Here is a 24,560-nt window from a genome sequence, read left to right on the forward strand (position 1 = left end):
CGTGTCAAAAATTACTACCAGCTTATTTCAAGAGATGGTGCAGGCTGCATCAACTCGTTTGAATAAGCAAGCTGAATATGTCAATTCATTAAACGTCTTTCCAGTTCCAGATGGAGATACTGGGACAAACATGGGAATGACCATCGAAAATGGTGCTAAAGAAGTAGCAGACAAGCCAGCTTCTACAGTTGGAGAAGTGGCGAGCATTCTTGCTAAGGGGCTCTTGATGGGTGCGCGTGGAAACTCAGGAGTTATCACGTCTCAACTTTTCCGTGGCTTCTCCCAAGCTATTAAGGAAAAAGACGAATTAACAGGTCAAGACTTGGCTCTTGCTTTCCAATCCGGTGTCGAAGTAGCTTATAAAGCAGTTATGAAACCAGTTGAGGGAACTATTTTGACAGTTTCTCGTGGAGCGGCTATCGGTGCCAAGAAAAAAGCTGAGGAGACAGATGATGCTGTTGAGGTCATGCGTGCAGCCTTGGAAGGTGCTAAGAGAGCTCTGGCTAAGACTCCTGATATGCTCCCAGTCTTGAAAGAGGTTGGTGTCGTGGACTCAGGCGGTCAAGGTTTGGTCTTCATCTACGAGGGATTCCTTTCAGCTCTTACTGGTGAATACAGTGCTTCAGAAGACTTTGTAGCGACCCCTGCCAACATGAGTGAAATGATCAATGCAGAGCACCACAAGTCTGTAGCAGGTCATGTGGCAACTGAGGATATTACCTTCGGTTACTGTACGGAGATCATGGTTGCTCTCAAACAAGGCCCAACTTATTCTAAGGACTTTGACTATGATGAATTCCGTAACTACTTGAATGAAATTGGGGACTCGCTCCTTGTTGTCAACGATGATGAGATTGTCAAAGTTCACGTCCATACCGAAGATCCAGGTCTTGTCATGCAAGAAGGACTTAAATATGGTAGCTTGGTCAAGGTTAAAGTGGACAACATGCGTAACCAACACGAAGCACAAGTTGAAAAAGAAGCAGCACAAATCAGCAAGCCAGCTGAAGAGAAGGAATATGCCCTTATCGCAGTAGTAGCTGGTCAAGGATTAGCAGATATCTTCCGTGCCCAAGGTGTGGATTATGTCATCGAAGGTGGGCAAACTATGAACCCTTCAACAGAGGACTTTATCAAGGCTGTTGAGCAAGTTAATGCTCGTAACATCATCTTCTTGCCCAACAACAAAAATATCTTTATGGCAGCTCAATCTGCCGCAGAGGTATTGGAACAACCAGCTGTTGTGGTAGAAGCACGTACAATTCCTCAAGGGTTGACCAGTCTGCTTGCCTTTGATCCAAGCAAATCAATCGAAGAAAACAAAGAACGCATGACTGTAGCCCTCGGTGATGTCGTAAGCGGTAGTGTAACGACTGCCGTTCGCGACACAACTATCGATGGTTTGGAAATCCATGAAAATGACAATCTTGGTATGGTTGATGGGAAAATCCTTGTGTCAAACCCTGACATGCACCAAACCTTGACTGAAACTTTGAAACATATGTTGGACGAAGATAGTGAAATCGTGACTTTCTATGTCGGTGAAGATGGAAGCGAAGAACTTGCCAATGAAATTGCCCAAGAAATCGCAGAAGAATTTGAAGATGTTGAAGTAGAGATTCACCAAGGTCAACAACCTGTATATCCATATCTTTTCAGTGTGGAATGAAAATTTAATAGATTAAAAGAAAGTTGATTTTGCAACTTTCTTTTTTTATGACATTTGTCATATTTCCTGGTGACAGAAGCATCTAGCTCCGCTAACTTCAAAAGACTATAATTGAAGTAGAAACTGGAGGAAGAAGAAATGAAAAATAAAATGATTGTCGCAGTGAGTTTAGTAGCAGCAGGAGTTATGACCTATCTCATGTTTTCAGGATTGGACGAGGGTTTCTATCATTTTCCTTGGGAGCTCTTTGCTGGCTTTGGAATGATGTCTTGGCTTGTCAGAGAAGGCCTGAAATTAGTCAGAGATGTGAAAAAGGAGTTTGAGGAATGAAAAAAGCAATCATCTATCTCTTTATCGGCCTGTCACTCCTGGTATGGTTAGTGGAAATGTTTACTGGTTGGTTTGACCAAACCTTACTTCGCCAATTCATTCGTGGTGCTTGGGGTTTTGGATTTATGATTTTCGTTGTTTTCCCTATGGGAATGAAGTGGTTGAAAGGAGAATCTCATGACTGTGATTAAAGTTGAGAAATTGAGTAAGAAAATAAAAGACAAGGAAATCTTGCGTAACATCTCTTTTGAAATCAATGACGGTGAATGTGTTGCCTTGATTGGGCCTAATGGAGCAGGAAAAACAACCTTGATTGATTGCCTCTTGGGCGACAAGTTCATGAGCTCAGGTCAGATAGCCATTCAAGGCTTTGCACCAACAGATCCTCGATTAAAGCAGCTTATTTCTGTCTTGCCCCAAGAAAATGCAGTTGTTCAAAGCTTGAAAGTGAAAGAACTTCTATCATTTTTCAAGTCACTTTATCCCGACAGTCTCTCAGACAAAGAAATTGATGACTTGTTAAGATTCTCAGATAAGCAGAAAAATCAGCTAGCGGGCAAGTTGTCTGGTGGGCAAAAACGCTTGTTCTCTTTCGTGTTGGCTTTAATAGGTCGTCCGAAAATTCTATTTTTAGACGAGCCAACTGCTGCAATGGATACCTCGACACGTCAGCATTTTTGGGAAATTGTTAATCGATTAAAGAAAAATGGTGTCACCATTGTCTATTCTTCCCACTATATCGAAGAGGTGGAGCATACGGCTGACCGCATTTTGGTTCTCCACAAGGGAGAATTGATTCGCGATACGACGCCTTATGCTATGCGTGGTGAAGAACAAGAAAAACATTTTACGGTACCTCTAACTTATCAGGAATTTATCAGAACTTTGGACCAGGTTCAAGAGATTGAAATTAAGCAAAATGCTCTTTCCTTCACAACCAAAGAAGCCAACCATGTATGGAAAGCCTTGCAAGAACGGGGCTGCACGATCGAAGAAATTGAAGTTCGTAATCGAACTCTCTTAGACAGTATCTTCGAAACGACTCAAGACTAAAGGAGATTGATGATGAAAAATATGACAAGTCTCATGAAAGTGGAAATCATTCTGATGAAACGGCAGGCCGTCTATTACTTGCTATCCATTGGACTCCCAAGTGTGTTTTACCTTATTTTTTCTGGTATGATGTCAGGGTCAGACATTCCAGAGATTGCTCTTCAAGCCTATCTTTTTGCTATGACGCTCTTTAGTATCATGTCAAGTGCTTTTTTCAGTATCCCTAGCACACTCGAGTCTGATAAGACAAACAACTGGCAAAAATTGATTCAACATTCTCCAGTATCTATGGTAGAATATTATGTATCAAAACTGTTCAGTACTCTGCTGACTTTCTTGTTATCAATTATTGTTGTCTTTTCGGTTGGTCATTTTGTCCGTGGAGTGACTCTACCTTGGCTTGACTGGTTGGTGATCGGAGTTATGTTGCTGGTCGGAAGCGTGGTCTTTATCAGCATGGGTGTCTTGGTGAGCTTACTTCCCAGTGCTCAATTGATGACGGTTATTGGAAATATTGCCTATATTGCTTTGGCTGTCCTAGGTGGACTATGGTTCCCCTTGAGTTCCTTCCCAGAATGGCTCCAATCCATTGGAAAATTGACCCCAACCTACCAGCTTATGCAGGTCGTCTCTACTTATATGGAGCACCACGAGTTTAACGTTCTTTCTTCCTTGGTTGTACTAGGCTATACGGTTTTCTTTGGTGTACTGGTAATCCAGCTGAAAAAACGGATTGAGGTAAAATAAATCTATGTTGGAAAAATTTAAAAACACTCATTATATGTTTCATATTTCATTAGTGTTTATCATCTTTCCTATAGCGGGTGTCATCAGTGGAGAGTACCCGCCTTTGACCTTGTTCTGGACATTATTATTTGTCCTAGCCTTTTATTCGATTTTATTAAGTCAAAACCGTACTGTGCAGTGGCTGGCTTGGTGGGTCATGATTGCCTACATTTTTTATACATCGGTTTGGCTGAATTCGGGTTTCACATGGTTTATTTTTTATTTATCTAATCTCCTTATTTATGAGCTTGATGAGATTTCTCTTCACTCTTGGCGTTTTGTCAGTTTTGTTGTCTTGCAACCCTTGATTTTGACAGGGATTTATATGGTCAATCATGTTAGTCCTTGGCAATTGCTCTTTTTCTTGGTGACCTTTGTCTTTTCTGATGCCTTCACCTTTGGTCTCTATCGGATTCGAGTGTCGGAGGAAATAAAAGAAGAAAAGAGAAAGCAAAATGCTAAGCTTAATCTTTTTTTGGCTGAAAATGAACGCAGTCGTATTGGTCAGGACCTCCATGACAGTCTAGGTCATACCTTTGCCATGTTGAGTGTGAAGACGGATCTTGCCCTCCAGCTTCTTCAAATGCAGGCCTATCCACAAGTGGAAAAAGAATTAAAAGAAATTCATCAAATCAGTAAAGAATCCATGAATGAAGTTCGTACAATTATTGAAAATCTTAAAACCAGAACCCTAGCTTCCGAATTTGCGACTGTTAAAAAAATGCTGGAAATTGCAGGAATTGAAACGGAAATCAATCACCAACTAGATACGGCTAGCCTAACTCAGGAATTAGAATCAACGGCCTCCATGATTTTACTTGAGTTAGTGACCAACATCATCAAACATGCCAAAGCATCGAAAGCTTACTTGAAATTAGAACGAACAGAGAAAGAACTCATTCTAACAGTGAGAGATGATGGCTGTGGCTTTGCTTCTCTAAAAGGGGATGAACTCCATACCGTTCGAGACCGTGTCCTTCCTTTTTCAGGAGAAGTAAAAGTGATTAGTCAGAAACAGCCGACTGAAGTGCAGGTTCGACTACCTTATAAGGAGAGAAACTAAGATGAAACTACTTGTTGCAGAAGATCAAAGTATGTTGCGAGATGCGATGTGCCAGTTGCTTACCTTTCAACCAGATGTAGAGTCTGTCCTACAAGCCAAGGATGGCCAAGAAGCAATCCAACTCTTAGAAAAAGAGACAGTAGATATCGCCATTCTTGACGTAGAAATGCCTGTTAAGACAGGTCTCGAAGTCTTGGAGTGGATACGAGCAGAAAAGCTAGAAACAAAGGTGGTTGTGGTGACGACCTTCAAGCGCCCTGGCTATTTTGAACGTGCGGTCAAGGCTGGAGTGGATGCTTATGTCTTAAAAGAAAGAAGCATTGCAGACCTCATGCAAACCTTGCACACTGTTCTCGAAGGACGTAAGGAATATTCGCCTGAATTGATGGAAGTGGTGATGACGCACCCCAATCCGTTAACAGAGCAAGAAATTGCTGTTTTAAAGGGAATCGCTCAGGGCTTGTCTAATCAAGAAATCGCGGATCAGCTTTATCTATCAAATGGAACCGTCCGAAACTATGTCACCAATATTCTTTCGAAACTAGATGCTGGTAATCGAACAGAGGCAGCCAACATCGCAAAAGAATCTGGTTGGCTTTGATAAGAAGGGTTAAAAAATTCCGAAACGATAACTTGAATCGAAGGAAATCCATACCAGAAAGGAGGAGGCAAATTGCCTCCTTTTCTGGTTTAGAAAAGCGGTGAAAGCTAGTGTTAAAGAGTTAAAAGATCAGAATAAAAATGAAAAATATCTTGACAATGAAGGAAAAATTGTGTTACAATAATAGACGGTACTTTTTACTTTTGGTCTCTCAAAAGTGTACAGGGACGTGCTGACAAATGTTGCAAAAGTACACACAGATGGTAGCTGTCACCAAGTGTATCATCACCAAAAATAAAAAAACACAGGAGAATGTAGATGCCTACAATTAACCAATTGGTTCGCAAACCGCGTAAATCAAAAGTAGAAAAATCTAAATCACCAGCTTTGAACGTTGGTTACAACAGTCATAAAAAAGTTCAAACAAACGTTTCTTCACCACAAAAACGTGGTGTTGCAACTCGTGTTGGAACAATGACGCCTAAAAAACCTAACTCTGCCCTTCGTAAATTCGCTCGTGTACGTTTGAGCAACCTTATCGAAGTTACTGCCTACATCCCAGGTATCGGACACAACTTGCAAGAGCACAGCGTGGTGCTTCTTCGTGGTGGACGTGTAAAAGACCTTCCAGGGGTACGTTACCATATCGTCCGTGGTGCACTTGATACAGCAGGTGTTAACGATCGTAAACAAGGCCGTTCTAAATACGGTACTAAACGTCCGAAAAAAGCATAAGGAAAGGGGATAAAGAGAAATGAGTCGTAAAAATAGAGCTCCAAAGCGTGACGTATTGCCAGATCCGCTTTACAATTCACAACTAGTTACTCGTCTTATCAACCGCGTTATGCTTGACGGTAAACGTGGTACAGCTGCTTCAATCGTTTACGGTGCTTTTGAGCAAATCAAAGAAGCTACTGGTAACGATGCACTTGAAGTATTCGAAACAGCTATGGAAAACATCATGCCTGTACTTGAAGTACGTGCACGTCGTGTTGGTGGTTCTAACTACCAAGTCCCAGTTGAAGTTCGTCCAGAACGTCGTACAACACTTGGACTTCGTTGGTTGGTAACAATCGCTCGTCTTCGTGGTGAACACACAATGCAAGACCGTCTTGCAAAAGAAATCTTGGATGCTGCTAACAACACTGGTGCAGCAGTTAAGAAACGTGAAGACACTCACCGTATGGCAGAAGCTAACCGTGCCTTCGCACACTTCCGTTGGTAATATAGGATGCGAAAGCGTTAAGAAAGTCCCAGAGAAAATAGGGAATCGAAGCAGGTTGCGATTGCAACCAATGAGATTCATCTTTTTCTCCAGACTTTTAGCTTGAGCTCAACTAAATCATGATGCTAGGAACGGTAAGGATGCAAGGTGAAAATAGGAAACTGACGCAGTATTCGATGAATACAAGGAAGTTTATCTTTTTCACCCAGCATCCCGTTCCAGCTCACATCGGCTAACTAACTTTAGCTTGAGTTCAACCCAACTTCCCATCTCACAAGTTGAAGCCAACATATAACATGAAAAGATTGAGAACGGGTGGGTCCTGCCTATCCGTTTTTATTAAAATCATGTTATAATAGAATAGAAATTAAAATAAATAGGAGAAACAAACCTCATGGCACGCGAATTTTCACTTGAAAAAACTCGTAATATCGGTATCATGGCTCACGTCGATGCTGGTAAAACAACTACAACTGAGCGTATTCTTTACTACACTGGTAAAATCCACAAAATCGGTGAAACTCACGAAGGTGCGTCACAAATGGACTGGATGGAGCAAGAGCAAGAGCGTGGTATCACTATCACATCTGCTGCGACAACAGCTCAATGGAACAACCACCGCGTAAACATTATCGACACACCAGGACACGTGGACTTCACAATCGAAGTACAACGTTCTCTTCGTGTATTGGATGGTGCGGTTACCGTTCTTGACTCACAATCAGGTGTTGAGCCTCAAACTGAAACAGTTTGGCGTCAAGCAACTGAATATGGAGTTCCACGTATCGTATTTGCTAACAAAATGGACAAAATCGGTGCTGACTTCCTCTACTCTGTAAGCACACTTCATGATCGTCTTCAAGCAAATGCACACCCAATCCAATTGCCAATCGGTTCTGAAGATGACTTCCGTGGTATCATCGACTTGATCAAGATGAAAGCTGAAATCTATACTAACGACCTTGGTACAGATATCCTTGAAGAAGACATCCCAGCTGAATACCTTGACCAAGCTCAAGAATACCGTGAAAAATTGGTTGAAGCAGTTGCTGAAACTGATGAAGATTTGATGATGAAATACCTTGAAGGTGAAGAAATCACTAACGAAGAATTGAAAGTTGCTATCCGTAAAGCAACTATCAACGTTGAATTCTTCCCAGTATTGTGTGGTTCTGCCTTCAAGAACAAAGGTGTTCAATTGATGCTTGATGCGGTTATCGACTACCTCCCAAGCCCACTTGATATCCCAGCGATCAAAGGTGTTAACCCAGATACAGACGAAGAAGAAACTCGTCCAGCATCTGACGAAGAGCCATTTGCAGCTCTTGCCTTCAAGATTGCAACAGACCCATTTGTAGGTCGTTTGACATTCTTCCGTGTATACTCAGGTGTTCTTCAATCTGGTTCTTACGTAATGAACACTTCTAAAGGTAAACGTGAACGTATCGGACGTCTTGTGCAATTGCATGCCAATAGTCGTCAAGAAATCGAAACCGTTTATGCTGGTGATATTGCAGCTGCTATTGGTTTGAAGGATACAACTACTGGTGATTCATTGACAGATGAAAAAGCTAAAATCATTCTTGAGTCAATCCACGTTCCAGAACCAGTTATCCAATTGATGGTTGAGCCAAAATCTAAAGCAGACCAAGACAAGATGGGTATTGCCCTTCAAAAATTGGCTGAAGAAGATCCAACATTCCGCGTTGAAACAAACGTTGAAACTGGTGAAACAGTTATCTCTGGTATGGGTGAACTTCACCTTGACGTCCTTGTTGACCGTATGCGTCGTGAGTTCAAAGTTGAAGCAAACGTAGGTGCTCCTCAAGTATCTTACCGTGAAACATTCCGCGCTTCTACTCAAGCACGTGGATTCTTCAAACGTCAGTCTGGTGGTAAAGGTCAATTCGGTGATGTATGGATTGAGTTTACTCCAAACGAAGAAGGTAAAGGATTCGAATTCGAAAACGCAATCGTCGGTGGTGTGGTTCCTCGTGAATTTATCCCAGCGGTTGAAAAAGGTTTGGTAGAATCTATGGCTAACGGTGTTCTTGCAGGTTACCCAATGGTTGACGTTAAAGCTAAGCTTTACGATGGTTCATACCACGATGTCGACTCATCTGAAACTGCCTTCAAGATCGCGGCTTCACTTGCTCTTAAAGAAGCTGCTAAGACTGCACAACCAGCTATCCTTGAGCCAATGATGCTTGTAACAATCACTGTTCCAGAAGAAAATCTTGGTGATGTTATGGGTCACGTAACTGCTCGTCGTGGACGTGTAGATGGTATGGAAGCACACGGTAACAGCCAAATCGTTCGTGCTTACGTTCCACTTGCTGAAATGTTCGGTTATGCAACAGTTCTTCGTTCAGCATCTCAAGGACGTGGTACTTTCATGATGGTATTTGACCACTACGAAGATGTACCTAAGTCAGTACAAGAAGAAATCATTAAGAAAAATAAAGGTGAAGAATAATCCATCTTCGCTATAGAAAGAAGTCACTATGGTGGCTTCTTTTTTATGTTCTACATCAAAGAAGGTTGAAAAATATACTCTAAACTAATTTGGAAGTAATAAAATCGGTCAATTCCCTATTCATATTTATAAAAATAGAAAAAATATTCATAAAAACACATTTAGATAGAAAATTCAGAAAATTGTTTCTTTTGTCTTGAAAATTTTTGAAAAAATGGTATGATAGTAACAAGCTATTTTTAAGAGAAGAGAAAGGGGAACAATGGAGAAAATCAGTTTAGACGCTCCTAAGACGGGGTCGGACCTAGTTTTGGAAACCCTCCGTGATTTAGGGATAGATACTATATTTGGTTATCCTGGTGGGGCTGTCTTGCCTTTATATGATGCGATTTATAATTTCAAAGGCATTCGCCACATTCTAGGTCGCCATGAGCAAGGATGCTTGCACGAAGCTGAAGGCTATGCCAAATCAACTGGAAAGTTGGGTGTTGCCGTCGTCACTAGCGGACCAGGAGCAACAAATGCCATTACAGGGATTGCGGATGCCATGAGCGATAGCGTTCCCCTTTTGGTCTTTACAGGTCAGGTTGCTCGAGCGGGAATTGGGAAGGATGCCTTTCAGGAGGCGGATATTGTCGGTATTACCATGCCCATTACCAAGTACAATTACCAAGTCCGTGAGACAGCTGATATTCCTCGTATCATTACGGAAGCTGTCCATATCGCGACCACAGGTCGTCCAGGTCCAGTCGTGATTGACTTGCCTAAGGATGTATCCGCCTTAGAGACAGACTTCATCTATTCACCAGAAGTGCATTTACCGAGTTATCAACCTACGATCGAACCGAACGACATGCAAATCAAGAAAATCTTGAAACAATTGTCTAAGGCTAAGAAACCTGTTTTGTTGGCAGGTGGTGGGGTTAGTTATGCAGAAGCAGCTGCCGAGCTCAATGAATTTGCTGAACGTTACCAAATTCCAGTGGTGACCAGTCTTTTAGGGCAAGGTACGATTGCGACTAGCCATCCGCTCTTCCTAGGAATGGGAGGTATGCACGGTTCTTTCGCAGCTAACATTGCAATGACCGAAGCGGACTTTATGATTAGTATTGGTTGCCGTTTCGATGACCGCCTGACTGGCAATCCTAAGACCTTTGCTAAGAATGCTAAGGTTGCTCATATCGATATAGATCCGGCTGAGATTGGTAAGATTATCAGTGCAGATATTCCAGTGGTTGGGGACGCTAAGAAAGCCTTGCAGATGCTACTGGCAGAACCAACTGTTCATAACAATACTGAAAAGTGGATTGACAAAGTTACCAAGGACAAGAATCGTGTTCGTTCTTATGATAAGAAAGAACGTGTGGTTCAACCTCAGGCCGTTATTGAACGCATCGGTGAGTTGACGAATGGAGATGCCATTGTTGTCACAGACGTAGGGCAACACCAAATGTGGACAGCTCAGTATTATCCTTACCAAAATGAGCGTCAATTGGTCACATCTGGTGGCTTGGGTACCATGGGATTTGGAGTTCCTGCGGCTATCGGAGCCAAGATTGCCAATCCAGAAAAAGAAGTAGTTCTTTTTGTCGGTGATGGTGGTTTCCAAATGACCAACCAAGAACTAGCTATCCTAAACATCTACAAGGTGCCGATTAAGGTTGTCATGTTGAATAACCACTCCCTGGGAATGGTTCGTCAGTGGCAAGAATCCTTCTATGAGGGTAGAACTTCCGAATCAGTCTTTGATACACTTCCTGACTTCCAGCTGATGGCACAGGCTTACGGAATTAAAAATTATAAATTTGACAATCCAGAAACGATAGAAAAAGATCTAGAGGCTATTCTGGAGGATGTGCCGATGTTTATCGAGGTGGATATTTCTCGTAAGGAACAGGTCTTACCGATGGTACCAGCTGGTAAGAGCAATCATGAGATGTTGGGGGTGAAGTTCCATGCGTAGAATGTTAACGGCAAAACTACAAAATCGTTCAGGAGTCCTCAATCGCTTTACAGGTGTCCTTTCTCGTCGTCAGGTCAACATTGAGAGTATCTCAGTTGGTGCGACAGAGAATCCTGATGTATCACGGATTACCATCATTATTGATGTGGCTTCTCATGATGAAGTGGAGCAAATTATCAAGCAACTCAATCGTCAGATTGATGTGATTCGCATTCGAGATATCACGGATAAGCCACACTTGGAAAGAGAAGTTATCTTGGTGAAGGTATCTGCTCGTGCTGAAAAACGTGCAGAAATCTTGGCTATTATTCAGCCCTTCCGTGCAACGGTAGTTGATGTGGCGCCAAGCTCCATCACTATTCAGATGACTGGAAATGCTGAAAAGAGTGAAGCTTTACTGCGAGTGATTCGACCATACGGTATTAAAAATATCGCTCGTACGGGTGCAACTGGATTTACCCGCGACTAAAAATCCAACTAAAATTTGTTAAAACCGCCTAAGAGGCAATAAATAATAGAAAAGAGAGAAAAACTATGGCAGTTCAAATGGAATACGAAAAAGATGTTAAAGTAGCAGCGCTTGACGGTAAAAAAATCGCCGTAATCGGTTATGGTTCACAAGGACATGCGCATGCGCAAAACTTGCGCGATTCAGGTCGTGATGTCATCATCGGTGTGCGTCCAGGTAAATCTTTTGACAAAGCAAAAGAAGACGGATTTGATACTTACACAGTAGCAGAAGCAACTAAATTGGCTGACGTTATCATGATCTTGGCACCAGACGAAATCCAACAAGAATTGTACGAATCAGAAATCGCTCCAAACTTGGAAGCTGGAAATGCAGTTGGATTTGCCCATGGTTTCAACATCCACTTTGAATTTATTAAAGTTCCTGCAGATGTGGATGTCTTCATGTGTGCACCTAAAGGACCAGGACACTTGGTACGTCGTACTTACGAAGAAGGATTTGGTGTTCCGGCTCTTTATGCAGTATATCAAGACGCTACAGGAAATGCGAAAAATATTGCTATGGACTGGTGTAAAGGTGTTGGAGCAGCTCGTGTAGGTTTGCTTGAAACAACTTATAAAGAAGAAACTGAAGAAGATTTGTTTGGTGAACAAGCTGTACTTTGTGGTGGTTTGACTGCCCTTATCGAAGCAGGTTTTGAAGTCTTGACAGAAGCAGGCTATGCCCCAGAATTGGCTTACTTTGAAGTTCTTCATGAAATGAAATTGATCGTTGACTTGATCTATGAAGGTGGATTCAAGAAAATGCGTCAATCTATTTCAAACACTGCTGAATACGGTGACTATGTATCAGGTCCACGTGTGATTACTGAGCAAGTTAAAGAAAACATGAAGGCTGTTTTGGCAGATATCCAAAATGGTAAATTTGCAAATGACTTTGTAAATGACTACAAGGCTGGACGTCCAAAATTGACTGCTTACCGTGAACAAGCAGCTAACCTTGAAATTGAAAAAGTTGGTGCTGAATTGCGTAAAGCAATGCCTTTCGTTGGTAAAAACGACGACGACGCATTCAAAATCTACAATTAATTCTTGTAAAGAGAGACAGAAGGCGAGTTGGGGGTGCCTAACTCGCTTTTTATCTTAAACAGTATTTGAGGAGGAGACAATGCTAAGTGCAAAAGACGTGGTGAAAGCCCACAAAGTATTGAGTGGTGTAGTAGTCAATACTCCACTTGATTATGATCATTATTTATCGGAGAAGTATGGTGCTAAGATTTATTTGAAGAAGGAGAATGCCCAGCGTGTTCGTTCTTTTAAAATTCGTGGAGCCTATTATGCCATCTCTCAACTATCAAAAGAAGAACGTGAGCGTGGTGTAGTCTGTGCCTCTGCAGGAAATCACGCCCAAGGTGTCGCCTATACTTGTAATGAGATGAAGATTCCTGCAACCATCTTTATGCCTATCACAACACCGCAACAAAAGATTGGACAGGTCCGCTTTTTTGGTGGAGACTTCGTGACTATTAAACTAGTTGGAGATACCTTTGATGCCTCAGCTAAAGCAGCACAAGAGTTTACACTGTCGGAAAACCGCACCTTTATTGATCCCTTTGATGATGCTCATGTCCAAGCAGGTCAAGGGACTGTCGCCTATGAAATTCTTGAAGAAGCCCGTAAAGAGTCTATCGATTTTGATACAGTACTTGTACCAGTAGGAGGTGGCGGATTGATTGCCGGTGTTTCTACTTATATTAAGGAAACCAACCCGACTATTGAAGTGATTGGGGTAGAAGCTAATGGTGCTCGCTCTATGAAAGCTGCCTTTGAAGCTGGGGGACCAGTTAAACTCAAAGAAATTGATAAGTTTGCTGATGGGATAGCTGTACAGAAGGTTGGACAATTAACCTATGAAGCGACTCGTCAGAATGTTGAAACGCTGATTGGGGTGGACGAGGGATTGATTTCTGAAACCTTGATTGATCTTTATTCCAAACAAGGTATTGTTGCAGAACCAGCCGGAGCTGCCAGCGTTGCAGCCTTGGAAGTTTTATCAGACTATATCAAAGGCAAGACGATTTGTTGTATCATTTCTGGAGGAAATAACGATATCAACCGTATGCCAGAGATGGAAGAACGTGCCTTGATTTACGATGGAATCAAGCATTACTTTGTAGTGAATTTCCCACAACGTCCAGGAGCTCTACGAGAGTTTGTAAATGACATTTTGGGGCCAAATGATGATATCACTCGTTTTGAATATATCAAACGAGCAAGCAAGGGGACAGGCCCTGTATTGATTGGGATTGCTCTTGCCAATAAGCATGATTATGCTGGCTTGATTCATCGTATGGAAAAGTTTGACCCGTCTTATATTAATTTGAATGGAAACGAAACATTGTATAACATGTTAGTCTAAACTAAAATAAAATTATTATCATATTATTTGCGTAATGATAACGATGGTGTTATAATGAGGGTGATGAAAGGGGGAGATTCCCATGGTTTTACAAATTTTACTTGTTTTATTGTTTTTAGTGGTGATTGTATCAGTGATTACGATTAGTTCTGTGTATGTGGTTCGACAACAATCTGTCGCTATCATAGAACGCTTTGGTAAATACCAAAAGTTGAGCAATAGTGGTATTCATTTGCGGGCTCCCTTTGGGATTGATAGGATTGCGGCCAGGGTGCAGTTGCGTCTATTGCAAAGTGAGATCGTCGTGGAAACAAAAACACAAGATAATGTATTTGTGACCATGAATGTGGCGACTCAGTATCGAGTGAATGAGAACAATGTCACAGATGCTTACTATAAACTAATGAGACCAGAAGCTCAAATCAAATCCTATATTGAGGATGCCTTGCGTTCGTCTGTACCTAAATTGACCTTGGATGAACTATTTGAGAAAAAAGATGAAATTGCATTAGAAGTTCAAAAGCAAGTAGCAGAAGAAATGTCTACATATGGTTACATCATTGTAAAAACATTGATTACGAAGGTTGAGCCTGACGCTGAAGTTAAACAATCAATGAATGAAATCAATGCTGCCCAACGTAAGAGAGTCGCTGCGCAAGAACTTGCAGAAGCAGATAAGATTAAGATTGTGACCGCGGCAGAAGCAGAGGCAGAAAAAGATCGCCTACACGGGGTAGGGATTGCAGAACAGCGTAAGGCTATTGTTGACGGACTTGCTGATTCTATTCAAGAATTAAAAGGAGCCAATGTTGAACTCACAGAAGCCCAGATTATGTCCATTCTATTAACAAATCAGTATTTGGATACTTTGAATAATTTCGCAGACAATAAGGGCAATAACACCATCTTCCTACCAGCAAATCCTGATGGAGTTGAAGATATACGAACAAGCATATTATCAGCTTTAAAAGCTAAGTAATAATAATTCATTATTTGTTTTCAATAAGTAGATGTTTTTTGGATAATCCTAAAAGAATGGATATATTTCAGTATCGTAAAGAACAAAATAGGAGAAGAACATGGCTAAATCAAACTTTGAAAAAGTAGAATCAGTTGTTGGCTGGGTTCGTGATAAGAAAATCACAGGTTACCGTATCTCTAAGGAAACAAATGCACGTGAAATGTCAATTATTGCTTTGGCACAAGGTCGTGCAAAAGTGAAAAATATTTCATTTGAAACAGCCCTAGGTTTGATTGATTTTTATGACAAGAATCATGAAAAATTTGAAGATTAAACTAGGCTTACAGGCAGATTCTTAAAATGGATCTGCCTTTTGTTTTGAAAAGAGTTAGTAAAAAGACTACATATTTTATGCAGTCTTTGTTTGTTATTTGAGATAGCGCTGAAGAAATTCTCGCGTTCGTTCTTCTTTAGGGTTCGTGAAGAGGTCTTCTGGCTTGCCTTCTTCGGCAATGACACCCTTATCCATAAAGATGACACGGTGTGAGACATCGCGGGCGAACTCCATTTCGTGGGTGACGACAATCATGGTCAAGCCTTCTTGAGCTAGATCCTGCATGATTTTAAGGACTTCTCCGACCATTTCTGGGTCAAGGGCAGATGTTGGTTCGTCGAAAAGGATGGCGTCAGGATTCATGGAGAGGGCGCGTGCGATGGCCACACGTTGCTTCTGGCCACCAGAGAGTTGTTTTGGTTTGGCTTGCCAATAGCGTTCTCCCATGCCAACTTTTTCAAGATTTTCTTTGGCAATTTTTTCAGCTTCAGAGCGTTCTCGTTTAAGGACAGTCGTTTGGGCGACGATCGTATTTTCGAGAACATCGAGGTTTTCAAAGAGATTGAAGGATTGAAAAACCATTCCGAGCTTTTCACGATAGTGAGTAAGGTCATAGCCTTTTGCAAGGACGTTTTCTCCGCGATAGAGAATTTCCCCCTCAGTAGGTGTTTCAAGTAGGTTGATAGAACGTAGGAAGGTTGATTTTCCGCTTCCTGAGCTCCCGATGATGGAGATAACCTCTCCTTTGTGGACTGACAGAGAGATGTCTTTTAAGACTTCATTTTGTCCATAGGATTTTTTGAGGTGTTTAATTTCAAGAATGGGTTGATTCATTATTTCAAGTCCTCCGTTTGCATTTGATTAGCACCTGTAGTGTAGGTATCCATGTCCATGCGTCTTTCTATGAAGCGTAGAATACGGGTCACTGTGAAGGTGAGGACAAAGTAAATCACGGCGATGATTGTAAATGTCTGGAAGTATTGATAAGTTTGGGTGGCCACAGTATTACCAGAGAAGTAGAGTTCCACCACAGAGATAACATTCAGTACAGAGGTATCTTTGATATTGATGACAAACTCATTACCAGTAGCAGGTAAGATATTGCGAACGACCTGAGGTAGGACAACCTTGCGCATGGTTTGATTATGGGTCATACCAAGAGCAGTTGCGGCTTCAAATTGTCCCTTATCGACTGCTAGGATACCTCCACGGACGATTTCTGTCATGTAGGCACCCGTGTTGATTGAAACGATGAAGATGGCAGCCAGTGTACGGTCAAGGTTAATACCGAAGGCTTGTGCTGTACCGTAGTAGATAACCATAGATTGAACGATCATTGGTGTACCACGGAAAATTTCAATATAGACATTGAGGATCCAGCCAAGCAGTTTTTGCAAGCCATAGATGGCCTTGTTTTCAGATAGTGGAGCAGTACGGAAGACTCCGATTGCAAGCCCGATAATAAGCCCTGCGATGGTCCCGATAATGGAGATCAAGAGTGTGATACCAGCACCACGCAAGAGTTGTTGCCAGTTTTCAGAAAGGATCTTAGCGACTTGACTAAAGAAACTACTTTCTTCCTCCGTTGTTGTCGCCTCAACTGGTTGCTCTTTGATCATGCGATCCATCAGTGCAACTTGCTCATCCTTAGAGATGGTTTCGATACTAGCATTGATTTGGCTGATGCGGCTGTCATCTTTACGAAGTCCAATGGCAATAGCCGTATCTTCTTCGCCAGTTTTGAAACCTGGTTGAGGTTGAATCATTTTGAACTTAGCGTTGGCAGATTCAGCGGTCATTGCTTCAGGTCGTTCAGAAACATAGGTATCGATAACACCAGCCTCCAGTGCTTGGCGCATTTGAGCAAAATCCCCCATGGCTGTTTCTTTTTTGGCACCTGGAATTTGGGAAATCAGATCATAAAGGTAAACACCCTGTTGAGAAGTGATTTTTGCTCCACTAAAGTCCTCTAGGGATTTGGCATTCGCATAGGCAGAGTCTTTTTTTACCAATAGAACGGGTTCGCTAGTATAGTAACTGCTTGAAAAAGCAATTTCTTGTTTGCGTTCAGCGGTTGGGCTCATACCAGCAATGATCATATCGATTTTGCCAGAAGTAAGGGCTGGAACAAGTCCTTCCCACTTGGTTTTTACGACCAAAGGTTCCTTACCTAAGTCTTTGGCAATCTTTTTAGCAATTTGAACATCGTAGCCGTTGGCATATTGGTTGGTACCGTCGATTTTGACGGCGCCGTTACTATCGTCGTCTTGGGTCCAGTTGAAGGGGGCGTATGCAGCCTCCATCCCGATGCGTAAGTATTCGTCGGCTTGGACTTGGCTAACTAGTCCCAGTGTAAGGGCTAGGCTAGCAAGGATAGATAAGCATAATTTTTTCATGTTTTCTCCTATTTCTAGTCTAAAAATGACTTCTCTCTATTGTATCGAAAAATAGTGATATTTTCAATACAAGTAAGCCTTTACTTATAAAAAATGATATAATGATAGCAAAGATAAAAAGGGGGATTGTGTTGTGAAAAAGACTTTTTTCGTGCTTTTATTTAGCTTGTTTTGTATTTTACCACTCTCTGTTTTTGCGGTTGATTTTAAGATTCGCTCTTATCAAGGTGATTTGTATATTCATGCAGATAATGCAGCAGAATTTAGGGAGAAAGTAGTCTATCATTTTGATGAGGATTTTAATGGACAACTAGTAGGACTTGGCCGTTCTGGTAAGATGCCAAAGGGCTTTGAAATAGATCCCAGTCCGAAGGTTCAGGTATGGAAAAATGCTAGTGCCATTGAGAATGTCAATAGTGAAGTGATAGAAGAATCGGAAGGTTATACTGTAAAAGTGTATAATCCAGGCCAAGGGGGAGATACTGTTGAAGTGGTAATCACATGGCAACTGAAAAATCTCCTTTTCCTATACGATGACATCGCGGAACTTAATTGGCAACCTCTGACGGATAGTTCAGAACCTATCGAAAATTTTGAGTTTCGAGTAATGGGCTTTAATGGAGCAGAAAAACTTTTCTTTCATACAGGGAAACTCTTTACAGAGGGCAAGATAGAGAAGATAGATGGTGATTATCGTGTTCATTTAAAGAACCTACCTCGCCAGCGTGGGGTTGAATTGCATGCATATTGGCCTAGAAAAGATTTTGGAACAGCTTTGAATCAGGGCTTGAAGGGCAATCGTTTAGCAGAATTTGAAAAAATAGAGGAGTCCATTACCGCTGAAAAAGCTCAAAACAAAGCTCTGGTTACGTGGATCATCCCTTTGCTACTCTCGCTTTCTTTAGTCTTTAGTGTTATTTTATACTGCATTTACAGAAGTAAAACCTCCCCATCGAAGAAATATGCTAAAAATCACCGTCTCTATGAACCGCCAATGGATTTAGAACCGATGGTTTTATCGGAAGCTGTTTACTCCACTTCTTTAGAGGAAGTCAGCCCCTTGACCAAAGGAGGAGGGAAGTTCACATTTGACCAACTCGTTCAAGCAACTTTATTGGATGTAATCGACCGTGGAAATGTTTCGATTATCTCAAATGGAGATGAAGTCCGTCTAAAAGTCATAAAAGAAAAAGGATTGGTAAGTTTTGAAAAAGATTGTCTTAATTTGGCCTTTTCAGGAAGAGAAGAAGTGCTTGTTTCAGATTTGTTTGCAGATTACCAAGTGTCAACTAGTCTTTACCAAGGTGCAAAAGCAACTGATGAAAAACGGATTCAGAAAACGGGACGTAAGCTTAAGTCTTCTTTCGAGCAAGCTCTGAAGCAGATGCAGGATGGGGTGAGAAAGCGGGTTTCCTCTTTGCAACTTCCAGATTATTATCGTCCACTGAGTAATGGAGAAAAAATCTTGCGATTGACGATAGGTGTCTCTACGCTTCTACCTGCTTTCGTTGGTTTTGGCTGGTTCTTGTACAGTTTGGATGCTCATGGGTATCTTTCCCTGCCACTTCCTATCCTTGGGTTTGTGAGCTTGATGTTAGCTGCCGTCTATTATTGGACGACTCGATTTGATACTCGTGATGGTGTTTTAAACGAAGAAGGACTAGAAGCGTACTATCTCTGGACTAGTTTTGAAAACATGCTTCGCGATATCGCTCACCTAGACAAGGCAGAATTAGAGAGTATCGTTCTTTGGAATCGCCTGCTTGTCTATGCTACTTTATTTGGTTATGCGGACAAGGTGAGTCATTTGATGAAATCTTATCAGATTCAAGTTGAGAACCCAGATATCAATCTTTACGTAGCTTATGGCTGGCACAGTATGTTTTATCATTCAACTGCTCAAATGAGTCACTATGCTAGTATTGCAAACACAGCAAGTACCTACTCCGTATCTTCTGGAAGTGGAAGTTCTGGCGGAGGATTCTCAGGAGGCGGAGGCGGTGGTAGCATTGGCGCCTTCTAAAAAATCTATCGCAACATCCGAAATTATGCTATAATAGAGGACAGAAAAAGGAGTAATGTATGTATTTTATTGAAATTTTGAAGTCAATCTTTTTTGGGATTGTTGAAGGAATTACAGAATGGTTGCCCATTTCAAGTACAGGGCACTTGATCTTGGTTGAAGAATTTGTACAATACAAGGACCAAAATGAGGCCTTCATGTCCATGTTTAATGTTGTCATTCAGCTTGGGGCTATTTTAGCAGTTATGGTCATTTACTTTAACAAGCTCAATCCTTTTAAACCAACAAAGGATAAGGTAGAAGTTCGTCGAACTTGGCAATTGTGGTCAAAAGTTCTCGTTGCGACCTTGCCCTTACTGTTGGTCTTTAAGTTGGATGATTGGTTTGATGCCAACTTCCACAACATGGTTTCGGTTGCCATTATGTTGATTATCTATGGTGTTGCCTTTATCTATCTTGAAAAACGAAATAAGGCGCAAGCTATTGAACCAACAGTAACAGAGTTAGACAAATTGCCTTATAAAACAGCCCTTTACATCGGTCTTTTCCAAGTCCTCGCCCTTTTCCCGGGGACAAGCCGTTCAGGTGCCACTATCGTCGGTGGTTTGTTGAATGGAACGAGCCGTTCTGTCGTAACAGAGTTTACCTTCTATCTCGGAATTCCTGTCATGTTCGGAGCTAGTGCTTTGAAGATTTTCAAATTTATTAAAGCAGGTCAACTCTTGAGTATTGGGCAATTATTCCTGCTCTTAGTCGCTATGGGTGTTGCCTTCGCGGTCAGCATGGTTGCTATTCGTTTCTTGACCAGCTATGTGAAGAAACACGACTTTACACTCTTTGGTAAATACCGTATTGTACTCGGTAGTGTCTTGTTGCTCTATAGTTTTGTGCGTTTGTTTGTATAAGAAAAAGCTTGAGGGAATTTTCCTTCAAGCTTTTTAAAATCCTGTCACTGTAATTCCTAGTAGACGGATACCTTTCTCTTTTTCAGCTAGTTCTTCGTAGAGTTGAAGGGCAGTTTGAGAAATCTGACTAGCGTCCTGTGTTGCTTGTGAGAGGCTTTTCCGCCTAGTTAGAGTGGAGAAGTCAGTATAACGAATTTTAAGGATAATGATTTTTCCAGCTTTGTCTTGTTTGCTGAGATTGTGAGCTACTTTTTCAGATAGAAGAGTCAGCTCTTTTTTGATGTCCTCTTCAGCCTGGAGAATCTTACCATAGGTTTTCTCTTTGCCGATGGACTTACGAATACGATTGGATTTGACTGGAGAATTGTGAATGCCCCTAGCCTTTCGATAAAGATCAAAACCGAGTCTGCCAAACCGATCGATTAAAGTGACTTCAGAAACGTCTAATAAGTCTGCGCCAGTATAAATACCCATTTCATGAAGCCTTTCCACTGTTTTCTTGCCCACTCCATGAAATTTAGCAATATCCATTTGTTTGAGAAAATCTTGGACCTGGTCAGGGAGGATAACTGTCAAACCATGTGGCTTTTGATAATCGCTGGCCATTTTAGCTAAAAATTTATTGTAAGAAACGCCAGCAGAAGCAGTCAGGTGTAGTTCCTGCCAGATATCCTGTTGGATGAGACGAGCTATTTTGACGGCTGACTTGATACCGAGTTTATTTTCTGTCACATCCAAGTAGGCCTCGTCAATACTCATAGGTTCAATCAGATCGGTGTAACGTTTAAAAATAGCTCGAATCTCAAGTCCCACAGTTTTGTATTTTTCATAATTGCCCGAGATAAAGACGGCTTGAGGACAACGCTCATAAGCTTCTTTAGAACTCATGGCAGAGTGAATGCCAAAGGCTCGTGCCTCGTAGCTACAAGTAGACACAACTCCCCGTCCGCCTGTTTGTCTGGGATCACTCCCAATGATGACAGGCTTGCCCTTTAACTTAGGATTATCTCTTATTTCCACCGCAGCAAAAAAGGCATCCATGTCGATATGGATGATTTTTCTGGACAAATCATTAATCAATGGAAATATGAGCATTTTGCTTCCTTTCTAATGTCATTTTTTATTCATTATACCTTTTTTTCTGAAAAAATGGAAAAGAGTACTCATTCTTTCAAATATATAATACAGATCGTACCGATAAACGGACTGTATTAGAAAAGAAAGTGATAAAAAAGCCTTTTTTCGCTTGTTGAAATCGGTTACTGTATGGTATACTGGTCTCATGAATGTAACAGATGACTGTTGCTAGAAAGAAAAATGAGGACATTAACATGGTTGTTAAGACAGTTGTTGAAGCACAAGATATTTTTGATAAAGCTTGGGAAGGCTTCAAAGGCGTAGATTGGAAAGAAAAAGCAAGTATTTCTCGCTTCGTTCAAGCTAACTACACACCTTATGATGGAGATGAAAGTTTCCTTGCTGGACCAACAGAACGTTCACTTCACATCAAAAAAATCGTAGAAGAAACAAAAGCACACTACGAAGAAACTCGTTTCCCAATGGACACTCGTCCAACATCTATTGCTGATATTCCTGCTGGATTTATCGACAAAGAAAACGAATTGATCTTTGGTATCCAAAACGATGAACTCTTCAAATTGAACTTCATGCCAAAAGGTGGTATCCGTATGGCTGAAACTACTTTGAAAGAAAATGGATACGAACCAGATCCAGCTGTTCACGAAATCTTTACTAAATACGTAACAACAGTTAACGATGGTATCTTCCGTGCCTACACTTCAAACATCCGTCGCGCTCGTCACGCTCACACTGTAACTGGTCTTCCAGATGCCTACTCACGTGGACGTATCATCGGTGTTTACGCACGTCTTGCTCTTTACGGTGCAGACTACTTGATGCAAGAAAAAGTCAACGACTGGAATGCAATTAAAGAAATTGACGAAGAAACAATCCGTCTTCGTGAAGAAGTAAACCTTCAATACCAAGCTTTGCAACAAGTTGTTCGCTTGGGTGACCTTTACGGAGTTGATGTCCGCAAACCAGCGATGAACACGAAAGAAGCAATCCAATGGGTTAACATCGCCTTCATGGCTGTCTGCCGTGTTATCAACGGTGCTGCTACATCTCTAGGACGTGTGCCAATCGTATTGGATATCTTTGCAGAACGTGACCTTGCTCGTGGTACATTTACCGAATCAGAAATCCAAGAGTTCGTTGATGATTTCGTTATGAAACTTCGTACAGTTAAATTTGCTCGTACAAAAGCTTATGACCAATTGTACTCAGGTGACCCAACCTTCATCACAACTTCTATGGCTGGTATGGGTAACGACGGTCGTCACCGTGTTACTAAGATGGACTACCGTTTCTTGAACACACTTGACAACATCGGTAACTCTCCAGAGCCAAACTTGACAGTTCTTTGGACTGACAAATTGCCATACAACTTCCGTCGCTATTGTATGCATATGAGCCACAAACACTCTTCTATCCAATACGAAGGTGTAACAACAATGGCTAAAGACGGATACGGTGAAATGAGCTGTATCTCATGCTGTGTGTCACCACTTGACCCAGAAAACGAAGATCAACGCCACAACATCCAGTACTTCGGTGCTCGTGTAAACGTTTTGAAAGCCCTTCTTACTGGTTTGAACGGTGGTTACGACGATGTTCATAAAGACTACAAAGTATTTGACATCAATCCTATCCGTGACGAAGTTCTTGAATTCGAATCAGTTAAAGCGAACTTTGAAAAATCTCTTGACTGGTTGACTGACACTTACGTAGATGCTTTGAACATCATCCACTACATGACTGACAAGTACAACTACGAAGCTGTTCAAATGGCCTTCTTGCCAACGAAACAACGTGCCAACATGGGATTCGGTATCTGTGGATTTGCTAACACTGTTGATACATTGTCAGCGATTAAATACGCTACCGTTAAACCAATCCGTGATGAAGATGGCTACATCTACGATTACGAAACAATCGGTGAATACCCACGTTGGGGTGAAGATGACCCGCGTTCAAACGAATTGGCAGAATGGTTGATTGAAGCTTATACAACTCGTCTACGTAGCCACAAACTTTACAAAGACGCAGAAGCTACAGTATCACTTTTGACCATCACATCTAACGTTGCTTACTCTAAACAAACTGGTAACTCACCAGTCCACAAAGGTGTATACCTCAACGAAGATGGTTCTGTAAACTTGTCTAAACTTGAATTCTTCTCACCAGGTGCTAACCCATCTAACAAAGCTAAAGGTGGATGGTTGCAAAACTTGAACTCACTTGCGAGTCTTGACTTCAGCTATGCAGCTGACGGTATCTCATTGACAACTCAAGTATCACCACGTGCTCTTGGTAAGACTCGTGACGAACAAGTTGATAACTTGGTAACAATCCTTGATGGTTACTTCGAAAACGGTGGACAACACTGTAACTTGAACGTTATGGACTTGAAAGATGTTTATGACAAGATTATGAATGGCGAAGATGTCATCGTTCGTATCTCAGGATACTGTGTAAACACTAAATACCTCACTCCAGAACAAAAAACTGAATTGACACAACGTGTCTTCCACGAAGTTCTTTCAATGGATGATGCATTGAGCTAATATTCAATTAGAATAGAAATAAAGCCAGTCGATATGACTGGCTTTTTACTATAAAAATTCTTTAAAAATAGTCAAATTTGGTCAAAAAAGTTATTGACTTTTACTGACCAATGTGATATAGTAGAAACATAAGGAAAATGAATTCCTTAAAAAGCTCACTTTCAACGAATTAGTCTTTGAGAATGAGGTATAGAGTCCCAAGAAAGGGGTGAGGCCTATGTTTAATCTAACAGACTTTGAA

The 24,560-nt window shown here is 41.4% G+C and carries 22 protein-coding genes; 19 read left to right on the forward strand and 3 right to left on the reverse strand.

The window, feature by feature from the left end; genetic code table 11:
• Window position 1 precedes the first annotated feature (1 nt).
• The 16 genes from GOM48_RS01235 (at window position 2) to GOM48_RS01310 (ending at window position 15,348) form a co-directional block, all read left to right on the forward strand.
• The gene (locus GOM48_RS01235) at window positions 2–1,669 is read left to right on the forward strand and encodes a DAK2 domain-containing protein (RefSeq protein ID WP_235097853.1); all 1,668 of its coding nucleotides are present in this window, start codon (window positions 2–4) and stop codon (window positions 1,667–1,669) included.
• Window positions 1,670–1,792: 123 nt separating this feature from the next.
• On the forward strand, window positions 1,793–1,999 hold the full coding sequence (locus GOM48_RS01240; RefSeq protein WP_000390701.1) for a hypothetical protein: 207 nt from the start codon (window positions 1,793–1,795) through the stop codon (window positions 1,997–1,999).
• Window positions 1,996–2,190 carry a hypothetical protein gene (locus GOM48_RS01245; RefSeq protein WP_000709174.1) on the forward strand — a complete coding sequence of 65 codons (195 nt, stop codon included), beginning with the start codon at window positions 1,996–1,998 and terminating at the stop codon, window positions 2,188–2,190. The genes GOM48_RS01240 and GOM48_RS01245 overlap by 4 nt, the downstream gene beginning before the upstream one ends.
• Window positions 2,177–3,052, forward strand: coding sequence for an ABC transporter ATP-binding protein (locus tag GOM48_RS01250; RefSeq protein WP_235097854.1), 876 nt, complete (start codon window positions 2,177–2,179; stop codon window positions 3,050–3,052). The genes GOM48_RS01245 and GOM48_RS01250 overlap by 14 nt, the downstream gene beginning before the upstream one ends.
• Before the next feature lie 12 nt (window positions 3,053–3,064).
• Entirely contained in the window at window positions 3,065–3,799 is a 735-nt protein-coding gene (locus GOM48_RS01255) for an ABC transporter permease (RefSeq protein ID WP_235097856.1), read from the forward strand.
• 4 nt (window positions 3,800–3,803) lie between these two features.
• On the forward strand, window positions 3,804–4,901 hold the full coding sequence (locus GOM48_RS01260) for a sensor histidine kinase (RefSeq protein WP_235097858.1): 1,098 nt from the start codon (window positions 3,804–3,806) through the stop codon (window positions 4,899–4,901).
• Between the two features lies 1 nt (window position 4,902).
• On the forward strand, window positions 4,903–5,502 hold the full coding sequence (locus GOM48_RS01265) for a response regulator transcription factor (RefSeq protein ID WP_235097860.1): 600 nt from the start codon (window positions 4,903–4,905) through the stop codon (window positions 5,500–5,502).
• Window positions 5,503–5,820: 318 nt separating this feature from the next.
• Window positions 5,821–6,237 carry a 30S ribosomal protein S12 gene (rpsL, locus tag GOM48_RS01270; protein ID WP_001142333.1) on the forward strand — a complete coding sequence of 139 codons (417 nt, stop codon included), beginning with the start codon at window positions 5,821–5,823 and terminating at the stop codon, window positions 6,235–6,237.
• 19 nt (window positions 6,238–6,256) lie between these two features.
• Window positions 6,257–6,727 carry a 30S ribosomal protein S7 gene (gene rpsG / locus GOM48_RS01275; protein ID WP_000087873.1) on the forward strand — a complete coding sequence of 157 codons (471 nt, stop codon included), beginning with the start codon at window positions 6,257–6,259 and terminating at the stop codon, window positions 6,725–6,727.
• 394 nt (window positions 6,728–7,121) lie between these two features.
• Entirely contained in the window at window positions 7,122–9,203 is a 2,082-nt protein-coding gene (fusA, locus tag GOM48_RS01280) for an elongation factor G (protein WP_235097862.1), read from the forward strand.
• Between the two features lie 262 nt (window positions 9,204–9,465).
• The gene (locus tag GOM48_RS01285; protein WP_235097865.1) at window positions 9,466–11,166 is read left to right on the forward strand and encodes an acetolactate synthase large subunit; all 1,701 of its coding nucleotides are present in this window, start codon (window positions 9,466–9,468) and stop codon (window positions 11,164–11,166) included.
• A complete protein-coding gene (gene ilvN, locus GOM48_RS01290) occupies window positions 11,159–11,635 on the forward strand; it encodes an acetolactate synthase small subunit (RefSeq protein ID WP_235097867.1) in 477 nt (158 codons plus the stop codon). The genes GOM48_RS01285 and ilvN overlap by 8 nt, the downstream gene beginning before the upstream one ends.
• Before the next feature lie 65 nt (window positions 11,636–11,700).
• Window positions 11,701–12,723, forward strand: coding sequence for a ketol-acid reductoisomerase (gene ilvC / locus GOM48_RS01295; RefSeq protein ID WP_235097868.1), 1,023 nt, complete (start codon window positions 11,701–11,703; stop codon window positions 12,721–12,723).
• 79 nt (window positions 12,724–12,802) lie between these two features.
• The gene (ilvA, locus tag GOM48_RS01300; protein ID WP_235097871.1) at window positions 12,803–14,053 is read left to right on the forward strand and encodes a threonine ammonia-lyase IlvA; all 1,251 of its coding nucleotides are present in this window, start codon (window positions 12,803–12,805) and stop codon (window positions 14,051–14,053) included.
• Between the two features lie 82 nt (window positions 14,054–14,135).
• A complete protein-coding gene (locus tag GOM48_RS01305) occupies window positions 14,136–15,032 on the forward strand; it encodes an SPFH domain-containing protein (protein WP_235097873.1) in 897 nt (298 codons plus the stop codon).
• A gap of 100 nt (window positions 15,033–15,132) precedes the next feature.
• Window positions 15,133–15,348: a hypothetical protein gene (locus GOM48_RS01310; RefSeq protein WP_001130035.1), complete on the forward strand. Its 216-nt coding sequence runs from the start codon at window positions 15,133–15,135 to the stop codon at window positions 15,346–15,348.
• A gap of 93 nt (window positions 15,349–15,441) precedes the next feature.
• Here the strand turns inward: GOM48_RS01310 and GOM48_RS01315 are convergent, their stop codons facing one another.
• Both GOM48_RS01315 and GOM48_RS01320 read right to left on the reverse strand, forming a co-directional pair.
• On the reverse strand, window positions 15,442–16,182 hold the full coding sequence (locus GOM48_RS01315) for an amino acid ABC transporter ATP-binding protein (protein ID WP_132972335.1): 741 nt from the start codon (window positions 16,180–16,182) through the stop codon (window positions 15,442–15,444).
• Window positions 16,182–17,744, reverse strand: a complete 1,563-nt coding sequence (locus GOM48_RS01320; RefSeq protein ID WP_235097875.1) for an ABC transporter substrate-binding protein/permease — start codon at window positions 17,742–17,744, stop codon at window positions 16,182–16,184. The genes GOM48_RS01315 and GOM48_RS01320 overlap by 1 nt, the downstream gene beginning before the upstream one ends.
• Window positions 17,745–17,877: 133 nt before the next feature.
• Here GOM48_RS01320 and GOM48_RS01325 point away from each other — a divergent pair, with 133 nt between their 5' ends.
• Both GOM48_RS01325 and GOM48_RS01330 read left to right on the forward strand, forming a co-directional pair.
• On the forward strand, window positions 17,878–19,767 hold the full coding sequence (locus GOM48_RS01325; protein WP_235097877.1) for a DUF2207 domain-containing protein: 1,890 nt from the start codon (window positions 17,878–17,880) through the stop codon (window positions 19,765–19,767).
• A gap of 59 nt (window positions 19,768–19,826) precedes the next feature.
• On the forward strand, window positions 19,827–20,672 hold the full coding sequence (locus GOM48_RS01330) for an undecaprenyl-diphosphate phosphatase (RefSeq protein WP_125424875.1): 846 nt from the start codon (window positions 19,827–19,829) through the stop codon (window positions 20,670–20,672).
• A 33-nt stretch (window positions 20,673–20,705) separates the two neighbouring features.
• Here GOM48_RS01330 and dinB read toward each other — a convergent pair whose 3' ends face one another.
• Entirely contained in the window at window positions 20,706–21,767 is a 1,062-nt protein-coding gene (gene dinB, locus GOM48_RS01335) for a DNA polymerase IV (RefSeq protein ID WP_000904542.1), read from the reverse strand.
• Window positions 21,768–22,003: 236 nt separating this feature from the next.
• Here dinB and pflB point away from each other — a divergent pair, with 236 nt between their 5' ends.
• Window positions 22,004–24,319 carry a formate C-acetyltransferase gene (gene pflB, locus GOM48_RS01340; RefSeq protein ID WP_235098705.1) on the forward strand — a complete coding sequence of 772 codons (2,316 nt, stop codon included), beginning with the start codon at window positions 22,004–22,006 and terminating at the stop codon, window positions 24,317–24,319.
• The last annotated feature ends 241 nt before the right edge of the window (window positions 24,320–24,560 follow it).

This window comes from Streptococcus oralis (assembly GCF_021497885.1).
In the GTDB taxonomy this organism is placed as follows: Bacteria; Bacillota; Bacilli; order Lactobacillales; family Streptococcaceae; genus Streptococcus; species Streptococcus oralis_BQ.